Consider the following 13,049-nt stretch of genomic DNA (forward strand, 5'->3'; position numbering starts at 1 on the left):
TTTGAAAACCCAGTCCCACGTCGGCTTAGAACCGATGTGGGACTCTTACATTGGTACATCTACCTGTGTCACATTTTCGTGTGGTGACGTAAAGGAAGGTGCTTCTGCTTGCCGCTTGGCTCAAGCTACCCTAGACATTAAAGATGCTGCGGGAGATGGGCCGGTATCCGTCATGGTTGAAAAGGCTATATGGGCGCGTGCAGATGCCTTGGGCATTCTCATTGATCATCCGCGCACCCGACACCTTGATTGGGGAAAGATACTTGAGGATCTTTCCGTTGAAATGGAGGAGATACGCGATCCCCTCTGCACGCTTCCGTTCGAAAAAGTAGCTTCCGGATTTCAAGTCGTGTCCGAAGCCTTGGGCGATGATGCGGCGATGTTCGACATCTACAGCACACTCCCCGCCGGCACGCTTTCCGTCTTTGATTATCTGCTGCATTATGCTCCGACCTTGCGCGAAGGCCTGCAAACCTGGGTGCGCTATATCCCGGTGCGCATGAATGGGCTCCACTACCAGTATTTCGAAGGGGAGACTGAAGGCGGACTGCGCTGGCCCTCCTTGCACGGCTACGGTGACACCCGACAAAACATGTATGCTCGTATTGCCTGGGCCGTTGGCCGGATCAACCTCGCTCTGGACATCAGCCCTGCTCCCGTCACCATTCATCTGGAAGGGCCACCGCCCAACAACAGCAGCCAGTTCTCAGAACTCTACGGCGACAGGCTTCTGTTCAACCAGGACGCTGATGCCATCCTGATTGCCAAAGCGTTTCTCGACCTTCGCCCGACACGCAGGGACAACAACCTGCATCAGCTCCTGAATACGGCTGCTGCACATGAAATCGCGCACCTTGGGGACCATGACCATCAGATCCAGGACATGACAGAGACCATTTCAACATCCTTGAGCAATGGAACCTGCAACCTACCCCTGGTGGCGAAGTCTCTCGGCATTTCCCCCCGCACACTTCAACGAACTCTGGCCAAGAATGGCCGCTCGTTCCGCGAAGCGGTCGAAGACGTTCGGAGATCAAATGCAGAGAAGTATTTGACCGAAACCAATCTCTCGATGAAGGAAATCTCCTTTTTGCTCGGATTTTCCCAAGTCAGTACTTTTTCACGTTCTATTCGTGTCTGGTTCGGCAAACCGCCAACGGAATTGCGGCGAAGTCAGGCTGGACGCGTCGCGCAACCGGCCAAACGCACAGTCGGCGAGTGAATCAGATCCCGCAATAATTGTATTTTTTAAAATAACAATTCTCAATTTTATTCAGTCATCCGACAAAACATAGCTTTAGATTTCTACTTTTCTAAATCATGGAAATTGAATACAATATGATCCTTAAGACGATTTATGATGTTGATTATACTAATAGAAGACGAATTAAAGATTTGAGGTATTGAGTCACCTAGGTTATTTTTATTGAAATTAGGTAACCGCCACTTTCCGATAGGCCTCGTGGCCAGTATCGCCGAGAGAGGATCGATGCCCCTAGATGGTAAAACCGACTGGGTCGTGAGCAGCCTATTGATAAATGCTGGTGCACTGGCTCGGGAAAAAGGTATTAATTGGGGGCACATTCTCGAAAAGCACAACGTCGCCGCAAGCCTTCTTCTGTCTCCCGACAAACATGTAGGCTTGCGCCAGACGCTCGAGATCCTCAATACTTTAAGTCACTCGGTCTCCGACCCGACATTCATCCTGAACGGCTTTGCCAACCTGCCGATAGGCGTTGCCGACCTGCTTGACTATGTCGCGGTGTTTGCTCCTGACGCCGGGACCGCACTGCAGAACTGGGCGCGTTATGCACCGCTTTGCAGCAAGGGAATGACTGTGAGCGTCGAACAGAGCGCCAGCGGTCTTGAGTTGGAGCTATCCATCCCGGTTCGCTTCGGCTCCAATGCCCAAGCCTCCTATGCGCTGATGGGGCTGATGGCGAACCGGCTTGGCTATATCCTGGGACCGGAAAGCAAACACACGCAAGTCCAGTTCACCTCCGTCAACCCTGGCAATGCTGCATTCCCATTACGTCTCGGTGGATTTTCCGGCCAGGTGCAATTTGAAACATGCCGCAATCGTATCCTGCTTCCAGACAGAGTGGCCAACATCCCCAACCCACATGCGGACAAGAACCTGCTGCGATTGATCCACACCGCCGCGACACGTCTTCTGGCGGACGTACAAGAGGACGAGAGCACCATCTCGATGATCTCCGCGAAAATTTCGGAGGGGCTACGAGAAGGTCGGCTGTCAATGGAGGCCGTGTCCTCGTCACTGGGATTGTCGCAACGAAGTCTGCAACGGCTACTGGAACAGGAAGGCACAAGCTATCGTGAAATTCTCGATGACGTGCGAAAATCCAGCGCCGAGCGGTATCTGCTCGACACCCGGTTGGCCGCAAAAGAGATTGCCTATCTCCTAGGGTTTTCGAACATCTCCGCGTTTTCCCGCGCCGTCAAAAACTGGTTTGGGATGGCCCCGCGCGATCTTCGCAAACACGCGCTTGAGGACATGGAAGCAGAGTAACTCGCAGAGAGCTAAGCAATCCGATCATCGGCCAGATGCAAACGTGAAGAGGAAAAAGGGGCGCGGGTGCATTTTCGGCAACCCGCGCTTTATCCAACCGCACGTGGGAGAAACGCGCAGCGCAGTCGACGGCTTTGATGAGACTACGTCCCGCCCGGCAACCGCAAATGGTAGACGTCACCTTGCACATTCCGCTTCCAGGAACGCTACTGGCACAGCCTCGGAAGAACAGCCTGATTTTGTGTAGCAAAACATTCAGGTTAAACAGATCGATCGATGGGGCGACACATCTGCATTACTCGAACCTGACGGCTTGTTTTTGTTGTCCTCAGCCCGCTTGTTTTCTTATTTCTATAAAGCAGGATAAACAGCTTTCTTCCGCAGCGGTATCTACAAGGATTTCTCTTGAGAGGGATTGGCAAAAGCACCCATTTCTTTATCGAAATGCGCCATTCTCTTTCGCAGATGTCACTAAACGAAATTTCGTGAAACCCAGAATTGAAAAAAGTTCAAAATCTTGCGCACGCTCCCAAAGCGCTTCGGGTCGACTTGTAAGCGAGACCCCGCGATCCTACGTTTCACACAACAGTTCAAACGTCCGGTACAAAGACACTATGGCTCATGACACCTTCTCCCGATTCATCGGCGGCTCACCCGGCCAGGTGATCCTCAGACTGATTTTTCTGTCGTTCGTCGTCGGGATTATCCTATCCGCCCTCAGCCTCGACCCGATGTCCCTGGTGGACATGGTCATCAGATTCTTCAACCGTCTGTGGAACATGGGCTTCGACGCTATTCTATCGTTGGGACGGTACTTTCTGCTCGGTGCCGTGATCGTCATCCCGCTGTGGCTGATCGGGCGCGTTCTGTCGCTTGGCAAGCGTTAAGTCTCAGAACCGTATCAACTGAGACTGTTTCGCGGCAGAAGACTGCCCCTCCTGACGCAGGGCTTGGGCCATTGTCCGGTGCAGGCCCGCATGCCGTTCTGCCAACTCGCTGATGTCGGTGGAATACCCCCCGCCAAGCACACCGGCGATGGGCAGGCCTTGCCGTCTGACGCGATCAATCACGATCCGGTTGCGCCGTAGCAAGCCCTCCCGCGTCAAGGACAGGCGCCCGAGACGATCACCTTCCCACGGATCGACGCCAGCGTTGAAGAACACAATGTCGAAGGGCCCTGCGCTGAACGCCTTCTCCATCGCCGGAGCCAGAGCTTCCAGATACCCCTCGTCATCAAGACCATCAGGCAGAGCAACATCGAGCGAAGATGGGACTTTTTGCATCGGGTAATTTTTCTCTGCATGCAATGAAAGAGTGAATACGCTGGGATCTCCTGTGAAGATTTCCGCAGTGCCGTCACCCTGATGGACATCCAGATCGATCACCAGCGCCCTGTCGATAACGCCATCGGCTTGCATCACCCGTATGGCCACAGCCACATCATTGAAGACACAAAAGCCAGCACCCTGCTTTCGACGCGCATGATGGCTGCCGCCAGCCGTGTTCGCAGCCATCCCGTAAGACAACGCCAGATAGCCGGCAAGCACGGTCCCTGCAGTCGCACAGCGCGCACGCAAGGCGACATCCGGTTTCATCGGAAAGCCGATGTCACGCGCGATCCTATCTGGCACTCGGCAGTCCAGAACGGCATCGACATAGGCCGGATCATGGGCCAGGGCCAGCCACTCGAAAGGCGCTACACGGGGCTTGAAAAACGTGCCATTCATCAAATCGCCGTCAGCGCGCAGGATCTCCGCCACAGCACGAAACTTGTCCATGGGAAAGCGATGGCCATCAGGCAATGTGGCGCAGTAGGCGGGGTGATGCACAATCGGAAAGCTCATACGCGAGACCATATAGGCTTGTCGATCCGCCAGGAAAGGCATAGAGGCAAGTGTTCCCATTCGAGCGACCTGCCCGCCGATATTTTCCCAGCTGATTTCTGCTGCCCGCCCAGAGCCTGACATGACCCAGCCAAACGCCAAGTCCGACACCTCCCGCGCCTTCGACATCAGCCACACAGGCGTCCTGAAAATCGCACTGCCGATGACACTGGCTTATCTGTCGACGCCCATCCTCGGCATCGTCGATACAGCGGTGATCGGTCGCCTTGGGGACGCCGCACTGCTTGGCGGAATTGCGGTTGCAAGCATTCTGTTCGATCTGGTGTTCACGACGTTCAACTTCTTGAGGTCTGGAACGACTGCGCTTACCGCCCAGGCCTTTGGCGCTGACGGCAAACGGGAAATCAAGGCTTCTCTACTGCGCGCATTGCTTATCGCAGCTCTCGCTGGAACGGCCGTCGTCGTGCTTCACGTCGCCCTTCTGGATTTCGGTCTGACGCTGATCGGCGGCAGTGCTGACGTTCAATCCGCCGCCCGACGATACTTCGAAGTCCGGATTTACTCCGCGCCTCTGATGCTGGCGAATTACGCCATTCTGGGATGGCTCCTGGGGCTTGGCCGCGCCGGAACCGGCCTGTTTCTTCAAACCGTTCTGAACGGGCTGAATGTCGCCCTGTCCATCTACTTCGTCATTGGCCTGGAATGGTCGGTCGAAGGCGCTGCCTGGGCGACGGTTGCCAGTGAATGTCTTGCCTGCCTGCTGGGGCTTGCTCTGGTGAAGGCGGTTGGCCGCGGTGGGGCCTGGCCGACGTGGAGCGAGGTGATCGACAAGACCGCTCTGCGGCGCATGATGGCTGTCAATCGCGACATCATGATCCGGTCCTTCACCTTGCTGTTTGCTTTCACATTCTTCACCCAGCGCTCTGCGGCTCAGGGCGACGGCATCCTCGCCGCCAATGCGATTCTGGAGAAGTTTTTCCTGGTCGGAGGCTATTTCCTCGATGGCCTTGCCACGGCGGCAGAACAGCTGGCAGGGCGCGCTGTCGGGGCACGCTATCGGCCCGCCTTCGACAAGGCTGTGCGCATCACGGCAATCTGGAGCTTTTTACTGGCCGGGCTTCTGGCTGCGTTTTACCTCGGTTTCGGCAGCTCACTGGTGCGGATGATGACTGTGTCAGAAGATGTCCGCCAGATCGCCTATACCTATCTGCCCTGGGCGGCGATCACGCCCTTGTGCGGGGTGCTGGCCTTTCAGATGGATGGCGTCTTCATCGGTGCAACCTGGTCCAGGGACATGCGCAACATGATGCTGGTCTCTCTGCTCGTCTTTATCATCGCCTATTTCTCCCTGTTCCCGCTGCTGCAGAACCACGGACTCTGGCTGGCACTTGAGATTTTTCTGGGCGCGCGAGGCTTGTCTCTGCTGATGATCTGCAGCCGACGCCGGAACGAGACGTTCGCCCCGGCGTAAGCCTCCAAGATCCTCAATCTGAGGGATCAAGATTGGCCCAGGCATCCAGATTTCTGTCACGGGCCTCGCGCAGATTTGCAAGACCATGCTGATCGAGCTTGGCGGACAGCCCCGTCAGAATTTCTCCGATCAGCCCTGTTCCCTTGTAGGTAAGCGCAGAATAGACCTGCAGCAGATCCGCACCCGCCGTGATCTTGGTCCAAGCACTTTCCGCACTGTCGATGCCGCCGACCCCGATAATTGGCAGCTGCGGTCCGGCCAACTTGCGCGCCTTGGCAAGCATGATGGTCGATCGACGGAACACCGGCCGTCCGGACAGACCACCGGCCTCCTCCGTATGGTTGGTTGACTTCAAGCCAGCACGCGACAAGGTGGTGTTGGAGACGATCAACCCCTCCAGCCCCTTGGCAAGAACCTCCTCGACGATCTCTGCCAACTCTTCTTCCAGAACATCCGGAGCGATTTTCAGCAGGACGGGGACATGCCGGCCTATGACCTGAGTGCGTTCGTCTCTTGCAGAAATGACCGCGGTTAAAAGTTCTGCCAGAGCAGTGCGCGCCTGCAGATTGCGCAATCCTGGCGTGTTGGGCGAAGACACGTTGACGGTGAAATAGCTGGCGAGATCCGCGAAGGCATGAATGCCAGCAACATAGTCGGCAACCCGGTCGCTCGCGTCCTTGTTGGCGCCGACATTGACCCCGACGACTCCTCTCTGGCTCGGACGACCTTCCAACCGGGATCTCAGTGCCTGATGCCCTGCATTGTTGAAGCCATAACGATTGATGACCCCCTCATCGGCCTTGAGCCGGAAGACACGCGGGCGCGGATTTCCTGCCTGTGCGCGCGGCGTGACCGAACCAACTTCAGTGTAGCCGAATCCCAGATGAAGCAGAGCGTCAGGGACTTCACCATTCTTGTCGAAACCGGCGGCCATACCGAGGGGATTGGGAAAGCGCAAGTCCCACAGAGCAGTCTCAAGGCGCGGATCCGCTGGCTTTGCAGCTGATCCGCCCAGTCCTGCCTTGAGGGCCTTGATCGTCACGCTGTGGGCCGTCTCCGCGTCCATTTGATGCAAGAGGCCAAGGCCGAGTTTTTGCACGAGAGGGAAAATCATTGCGTGAGGTCCGGAAACTGATGGGCGCCGTCAGCATCGATCGGCAAGGGTTTCACCCACACCGCCAGGGCGGGGTCGAGCGAAGCATAAAGATGCGGGAACAGCGCTCCGCCTCTGGAGGTTTCCCACTTCAGGTCCGGGCCAAGGGTCTCGGCATCAAATGCCGCCAAAAGCAGGTTCGACTGGCCAACAAAATGCTTCGATGCGGTTTCCCGAACCTGGCCGGCATTGGAGAAATGGATAAACCCATCGGCGAGGTCCACCGGGGCCCCGGCAAATTCACCGGCAGCCAGTGCCGCATTCCAGAGAGGTTCCGGTAGGATCTTGTAAATCAGACGCATAGCCCAGCCTTTCGCCGCGAAAACCGGGGCGCGCTGCCCCGTAGAAGCGGGCGGACCCTACAGCCCAGAGCCTGCCAGCTCAAGCCGGGCGGCTCACCGCTGGACGGTTTTCAGGAATTTAAGCTTTTGACAGCCTTTTTCCCGGAACACATAGTCCGAGAAAAGGGATATATTCCTGTCAGCAAGTGGGTAAGTGGAGACGAACCATGCTGTCCCATGAACAGATCTGGGCCGCCATCGATGCTCTGGCAAAACGCCATGGTCTGACCTCATCGGGTCTGGCCAAGCGTGCCGGACTGGATCCGACCACGTTTAATCCGTCAAAACGGTTTGCCGGAGACGGGCGCCCGCGTTGGCCGTCGACCGAGTCGCTGTCAAAGATTCTGGAAGCAACCGGCGAATCCGTCGGGCGATTTGTTGCCGGGCTGGACCCTGAAGAGCGTACAGTGACCGCCAGACCGGAGGCCTTCGCCGGCATTCCAGTTGCCGCCTTCTCGTCCGAAGCGGATGCCGACTTCGATGCCAAGGGAGCCCCGACCGGCCCTGCCTGGGAACCGCTGACCCTGCCCCCGCGCAAGGCAGACAAACTCTTTGCGCTGAGCGTCGAGGGCGATGGCTTGCTGCCCGTCTATCGGCACGGGGATGTGGTGGTGATCAGCCGCAAGACCCCGGTTCGGACCGGCGACAGAGTGGTGGTCAAACCAAAGAACAGTCAAATGACCCTGCTGTGTCTGGAACATCGCACTGCAAAGGCGTATGTCTTCAAAGCCTTGAGTGGAGCTTCCGCTCGCTTGCAATTGGGTCACGAGGACGTCGACTGGATGGGCCGCATCGTATGGGCGAGCCAATAGAGCCGGGAACGAAAGCCGAGACATGCCACCACGCGCCATAGCCTTGCCGGTACTGCTTTTGGTCGTGGCTGGTAGTGCTGTCGCCTGGCTGAAGCTGGCCCCACCGCCTGCGGTTCCAGAGACGTCTTCTGCCGAACACAATGCGTCATCGACGTTCCTGACAGCTTCGCGCAAGCGCCCTGAGGTCGCGGCGCCTCGTGAGCAGGACCAGCCAGCCTCGGCTGCACCGCTCCCACATTACCTGCGCAACGTCGCACCGAGTGGCATCCCCGCCCCTGAAGTATCCGGCCCGCTCTTGCGGGTTGAGGCCCGGCTGCCCGAGATCCGACAACCAGAGCCCGAAGCCTTGCCGACGACCGGAGACCTGATCGTCATTCGTCGGCCTCAAGTGGTTTCAGCCGGAACCCTGACCGGTAACCACCTCACCCTGCACCTTGCCCATGTCGACGCGCTTGCCAGTAAGGACACTTGCCCATCGGACCTGGGTACAGACTGGCCATGCGGGGCACTGGCGCGCACAGCGCTGCGGGCAGTGGTACGGATCTATGCTGTAACCTGCAAGAAAACAGCAGATATAGGGGAGCGCGAAATCAGCGCCATCTGCGAGCGCGGACCGCTGAACCTGAGCCGCTGGCTCGTCGAATACGGCTGGGCAGTGCCCGATGACACTGCCCCTGAAGATTACACTGAGCTGGCAGCGGTCGCCAAAGAAGAAGGCAGAGGCCAGTGGAAACGAGACTGGGAACCGCTTCTGGTCGATTCCGATGAGGCCGACACCTATGCCGAAGAGCAACCACAAGCGAAGTCTTCTGGATCAAGTTCTGTGTCAGAAGGCGGCGACGCGGATCTCTATCTGGACAGCCTGTCCCAACTTGAAATGCTGCCCAGCCGAAATGCTTTGCCTGAAGCAGTTGCCACCGGGGGCTCTAGCCAGAACAACGCAGAACTGAACCAATAAACCGTCGGCCGGTGCGAAGGCCCGCTTTACCGCCTGCCTCAATGACGCGAAGGCCAATCGCGACAGAGCGCGTCCAGGGCCTCCTCCGGCCCTTCCAGCATCAGCGTCACCCCGCCAGCATCGAATACCCTGTCAACGATGTCCACCGGAGCCAGGCCGACCTGCCGCTCCAGGTCGGCTGTTTGCGAGAAAGTGGCCGAGACCTTCGCCTCCGCACGCCTTTCAAAGGCAACCAGCTCAGCTTTCTGAATGGCATCTGCCGCAGCGCCTGAGTAGGCTCGCGCCAGCCCGCCACCACCAAGTTTTGTGCCGCCGAAATAGCGCACCACAATCACACCGACATTCACGAGTGCCGGTCCCTGCAGGACTTTCAGAGTTGGCATGCCAGAGGTTCCGGAAGGCTCGCCGTCGTCCTTCCCGATTTCCTCGACCCGTCCGTCGTCATGCAGTTTGCGAAAGGCGTTGACCAAATGGTTGGCCTTGCGGTGCTCTGCCCGCAGCTCTTCCATCCGCCGCCCAAAATCGGGCAGCGGCATGAGGAAGGCGTAAAAGCGCGACTTCCGGTCTTCGAGAAAACCTTCGAACTCACGCTCAACCGTAAAATAGTCGGGCATTGGCCGGTTCAGTCCACTGCCCGGAAGTGCTTGGAGAGTTTCAGTGCCTGCCCTTGGTAATTGGAGCCAATCCCCTCGCCATAAAGGGTGGCTGGGCGTTGGGACATTTTCTCATAAACCAGGCGACCAACCGTTTGGCCATGTTCAAGAATAAATGGCACATCGTGAGAACGGACCTCTAGGACAGCGCGTGAGCCCACACCACCGGCACTGGAATGACCAAAGCCTGGATCAAAGAACCCTGCGTAGTGAACGCGGAATTCTCCCACGAGGGCATCGAATGGCACCATTTCCGCAGCATAATCCGGCGGAACGTGAACGGCTTCCTGACTGACAAGAATGTAGAATTCATTCGGATCAAGGATCAGCTCTGCGGCGCCACGACGGTAGATCGGCTCCCAGAAGTCGAGCGGTGCATGGGCGCCCGGCTTGTCGACGTCGATCAGTCCTGAGTGGTGCTTGGCGCGATAGCCAACCAGCGAGCCTTTGCCGGAGCCTTCCAGATCGATGGACAGTTGCACACCACCGCCAATGCGCTCATTGCCACCCGTCACCAACGTATGTTCCCGATGCACCATCTGCAGGAACTGATCGGAAATCAGACTTTCACCTCGCCGAAACCTGATCTGGCTTAGGCGGGACCCCGTGCGCACCAGAATAGGGAACGTCAGCGGCGAGATTTCAGCGTAAAGCGGCCCAGCGTAGCCGGCCGGAACCGTGTCAAAGGCAACGCCCTGATCCGTGATGACGCGGGTGAACACATCGAGGCGCCCGGTGGAGCTTTTAGGATTGGCCGTGGCGGATATATCAGCGGGAAGAACAAGGCTTTCCTGCAAGGGGACGATATAGACACAACCAGTCTCCAGCACGGCGCCTTGGGCCAGATCGACCTTGTGCAGCTTGAGATTTTCCAGCTTCTTCAACACCGTCGGGTCTGGACCCGTGAGGAAGCTCGCCCGAACCCGGTAGGCGGTCGCCCCAAGGCGCAAATCTAGGCTCGCAGGCTGTATCTGCCCGTCAACAGGAGCCTGATCAGATACGATGGATCCATCGTCGAACATCTGTTCGATGGCCTGCACAGGCAAAATACCCGAGACGTCCGCTGCCATGGTCTGCCTGATCCTCTCGCTCACCCGACTTTAACTCTCACTTTCCCTGTGCTTAGCCGATTGGGGCAGATACGCCAACCGGATTTCACCGCAAAGCGTTGACCGCCGCCCGCTTTTGGCCTATTCACCCGGTATATCTCGTGGTCATTTGAGCCGGCCGGCTTGCAGCCACATTAAACAAGTCGCTAAACAGGCCGGGATCCAAAAGACCCCGGCTCACGGCCGGGTTTTTTGCTTTTGGAGTAGACTGATATGACCACCCGCGATCCCAATGACTCCTCGTCCTGGCGTCCGGCCACCCAGCTGGTCCACGGCGGCACCACGCGTTCCCAGTTCGGCGAGACGTCCGAGACGCTCTACCTGACGCAAGGGTTCGTCTATGACACTGCCGAATTCGCCGAGCGACGGTTCAACGGCGAAGAGCCGGGCTTCGTATACTCGCGCTATGCCAATCCGACAGTTGCGATGTTCGAAGACCGGATCAAGATGCTGGAAGGCGCCGAGGCTGCGCGCGCCACCGCGTCTGGAATGGCTGCTGTCAATCTGGCGCTGATGGCTGCAGTGAAGGCCGGAGACCATGTGGTCGCGGCCAAGGCGCTGTTCGGGTCTTGCCGCTATATCGTTGAAACGCTGTTGCCGCGCTTCGGCGTTGAAAGCACCCTGGTGGATGGCACGGACATCGACCAATGGAAGGCTGCCGTCAGGCCAAACACCAAGGCGCTGTTCCTGGAAAGTCCGACCAATCCGACGCTCGAAGTCATCGACATTTCAGCTGTCGCAGACATCGCCCATTCGGTCGGCGCCCGACTCATCGTCGACAATGTGTTCGCCACCCCGATGTTCCAGTCGCCGCTTTCGCTTGGAGCCGATGTAGTGGTCTATTCAGCCACCAAGCACATCGATGGTCAGGGCCGTTGTCTCGGCGGTGTCGTGCTTTCCGATGAAAAGTGGATCACCGAAGAGGTGATGCCATTCGTCAAGCACACCGGCCCGCACATGAGCCCCTTCTCTGCATGGGTTCTGCTGAAAGGGCTGGAAACGCTTCCGCTGCGGGTGGCACAACAGACCGCCAATGCAGCCAAGATCGCAGATTACCTTGCAGAACAGTCTGCTGTCAGCCGTCTGGTGTATCCAGGTCGCGCCGACCATCCGCAGGCAGACCTCATCAAGCGGCAGATGACCGGTGGCTCGACCATGGTGGCGTTTGAGATCGATGGCGGCAAAGAAGCAGCCTTCCGGTTCCTCAACGCGTTGGAGATCATCCGGATCTCCAACAACCTTGGCGACGCGAAATCGCTGATCACCCATCCGGCGACAACGACCCACCAGTCGATCGGAGAAGACGCACGCGCCGAACTGGATATCTCAGGAGGCTTGCTACGGATGTCGATTGGCCTGGAAGACGCTCAGGATCTGATTGACGACATCGAAAAGGCACTCAAGGCAGTCTGATCGCTGGCTTTGAGCTGTGATTTTTGAAACCTTTCCCGCCCCGGCGGGGAAGGTTTTTTTCAATTTCAGTGCGGCATCGCATCCAGACATCTGCTTCATTTCAAAGCCTGAGCGCTGCTGATTGCCCGTGCAGCGGCCGAAAGCCAGCAAACCATGGCAAATCCCCAGGCAAGCCAGACGAAGCCTTGCGGGAAAGTGCACATGACGAGAAACAAGGCGATGGTCTCCGCGCCCTCGGCAATGCCCGACAGGTAATACAGGGATTTTCGCCCCTGGGCGGTCGTCTCCAGCCCGCGCTTTTCTGCCATGACAGCAAAGGCGAGGAAGGCGGAGCCATTGGCGTAAAAACTAAAGAGCAGCGCAGCCGCCGCCAAGGCATTGCCCGCCGGATCGGCCAATGCAAAGGCAAATGGCACGCCGGCGTAAAAGAAAAAATCCAGAACGATATCGAGGTAGCCGCCGCGGTCGGTTTTTTGGGTCAGCCGCGCCACCGCACCATCCACACCGTCGGCAAGACGATTGAGGCAGATCAGCAAAAAGCCCAACCAGTAAACCTCACAGGCAATGGCAAGACAGGCCGCAGCCCCCAGACCAAAACCGGCCAGCGTTATTTGCGTCGCCGAAACGCCTGTCTTGGCCAAGGGCGCGGCCAAAGCGTTAAGCGGCGGGTCGATGAGCGGGCGCAGGCGAGCATCAAACATTGGCGATCCGGTTCCGATCTGCAGGACTGTCACTATCTTTTTTGGAAAATCCGGGGGGCAGCAG

Annotated in this window: 13 protein-coding genes and 1 riboswitch; of the genes, 7 read left to right on the top strand and 6 right to left on the bottom strand. The window is 57.7% G+C overall.

The window, feature by feature from the left end:
* Window positions 1-172 precede the first annotated feature (172 nt).
* The 3 genes from J0X15_RS09395 (at window position 173) to J0X15_RS09405 (ending at window position 3,417) form a co-directional block, all read left to right on the top strand.
* Window positions 173-1,222 (top strand): helix-turn-helix transcriptional regulator, encoded by a 1,050-nt coding sequence (locus J0X15_RS09395; RefSeq protein ID WP_206939997.1) that lies wholly within the window; start codon window positions 173-175, stop codon window positions 1,220-1,222.
* A 267-nt stretch (window positions 1,223-1,489) separates the two neighbouring features.
* On the top strand, window positions 1,490-2,530 hold the full coding sequence (locus J0X15_RS09400; protein WP_206939999.1) for an AraC family transcriptional regulator: 1,041 nt from the start codon (window positions 1,490-1,492) through the stop codon (window positions 2,528-2,530).
* 614 nt (window positions 2,531-3,144) lie between these two features.
* On the top strand, window positions 3,145-3,417 hold the full coding sequence (locus J0X15_RS09405) for a DUF6460 domain-containing protein (protein ID WP_206940001.1): 273 nt from the start codon (window positions 3,145-3,147) through the stop codon (window positions 3,415-3,417).
* A 3-nt stretch (window positions 3,418-3,420) separates the two neighbouring features.
* Here J0X15_RS09405 and J0X15_RS09410 read toward each other — a convergent pair whose 3' ends face one another.
* Window positions 3,421-4,374, bottom strand: a complete 954-nt coding sequence (locus J0X15_RS09410) for a histone deacetylase family protein (RefSeq protein WP_206940225.1) — start codon at window positions 4,372-4,374, stop codon at window positions 3,421-3,423.
* A gap of 121 nt (window positions 4,375-4,495) precedes the next feature.
* Between J0X15_RS09410 and J0X15_RS09415 the strand changes: the two genes are divergently transcribed.
* Window positions 4,496-5,845, top strand: coding sequence for an MATE family efflux transporter (locus tag J0X15_RS09415; RefSeq protein WP_206940003.1), 1,350 nt, complete (start codon window positions 4,496-4,498; stop codon window positions 5,843-5,845).
* 13 nt (window positions 5,846-5,858) lie between these two features.
* On the opposite strand, the gene J0X15_RS09420 is transcribed toward J0X15_RS09415, so the two are convergent.
* Both J0X15_RS09420 and J0X15_RS09425 read right to left on the bottom strand, forming a co-directional pair.
* Window positions 5,859-6,959, bottom strand: coding sequence for a quinone-dependent dihydroorotate dehydrogenase (locus J0X15_RS09420; RefSeq protein WP_206940005.1), 1,101 nt, complete (start codon window positions 6,957-6,959; stop codon window positions 5,859-5,861).
* Window positions 6,956-7,300 (bottom strand): DUF952 domain-containing protein, encoded by a 345-nt coding sequence (locus J0X15_RS09425; protein WP_206940007.1) that lies wholly within the window; start codon window positions 7,298-7,300, stop codon window positions 6,956-6,958. Before J0X15_RS09425 ends, J0X15_RS09420 begins: the two co-directional genes overlap by 4 nt.
* A gap of 206 nt (window positions 7,301-7,506) precedes the next feature.
* Here J0X15_RS09425 and J0X15_RS09430 point away from each other — a divergent pair, with 206 nt between their 5' ends.
* The gene (locus tag J0X15_RS09430; protein WP_206940009.1) at window positions 7,507-8,151 is read left to right on the top strand and encodes a S24 family peptidase; all 645 of its coding nucleotides are present in this window, start codon (window positions 7,507-7,509) and stop codon (window positions 8,149-8,151) included.
* A gap of 22 nt (window positions 8,152-8,173) precedes the next feature.
* Window positions 8,174-9,109: a thermonuclease family protein gene (locus J0X15_RS09435; RefSeq protein ID WP_206940011.1), complete on the top strand. Its 936-nt coding sequence runs from the start codon at window positions 8,174-8,176 to the stop codon at window positions 9,107-9,109.
* Window positions 9,110-9,147: 38 nt separating this feature from the next.
* On the opposite strand, the gene J0X15_RS09440 is transcribed toward J0X15_RS09435, so the two are convergent.
* Both J0X15_RS09440 and J0X15_RS09445 read right to left on the bottom strand, forming a co-directional pair.
* Complete coding sequence (locus tag J0X15_RS09440; protein WP_206940013.1) at window positions 9,148-9,723, bottom strand: YigZ family protein; 576 nt, start codon at window positions 9,721-9,723, stop codon at window positions 9,148-9,150.
* Window positions 9,724-9,731: 8 nt separating this feature from the next.
* Window positions 9,732-10,832, bottom strand: coding sequence for a 2'-deoxycytidine 5'-triphosphate deaminase (locus tag J0X15_RS09445; RefSeq protein ID WP_206940015.1), 1,101 nt, complete (start codon window positions 10,830-10,832; stop codon window positions 9,732-9,734).
* Between the two features lie 130 nt (window positions 10,833-10,962).
* Window positions 10,963-11,042, top strand: a riboswitch (SAM riboswitch).
* 42 nt (window positions 11,043-11,084) lie between these two features.
* On the opposite strand from J0X15_RS09445, the gene J0X15_RS09450 reads away from it, so the two are divergent.
* On the top strand, window positions 11,085-12,284 hold the full coding sequence (locus J0X15_RS09450; protein WP_206940017.1) for an O-succinylhomoserine sulfhydrylase: 1,200 nt from the start codon (window positions 11,085-11,087) through the stop codon (window positions 12,282-12,284).
* A 95-nt stretch (window positions 12,285-12,379) separates the two neighbouring features.
* On the opposite strand, the gene J0X15_RS09455 is transcribed toward J0X15_RS09450, so the two are convergent.
* Window positions 12,380-12,985, bottom strand: coding sequence for a CDP-alcohol phosphatidyltransferase family protein (locus tag J0X15_RS09455; protein ID WP_206940019.1), 606 nt, complete (start codon window positions 12,983-12,985; stop codon window positions 12,380-12,382).
* Window positions 12,986-13,049 lie beyond the last annotated feature (64 nt).

The sequence above is a fragment of the Roseibium limicola genome, assembly GCF_017313085.1.
GTDB lineage: Bacteria > Pseudomonadota > Alphaproteobacteria > Rhizobiales > Stappiaceae > Roseibium > Roseibium limicola.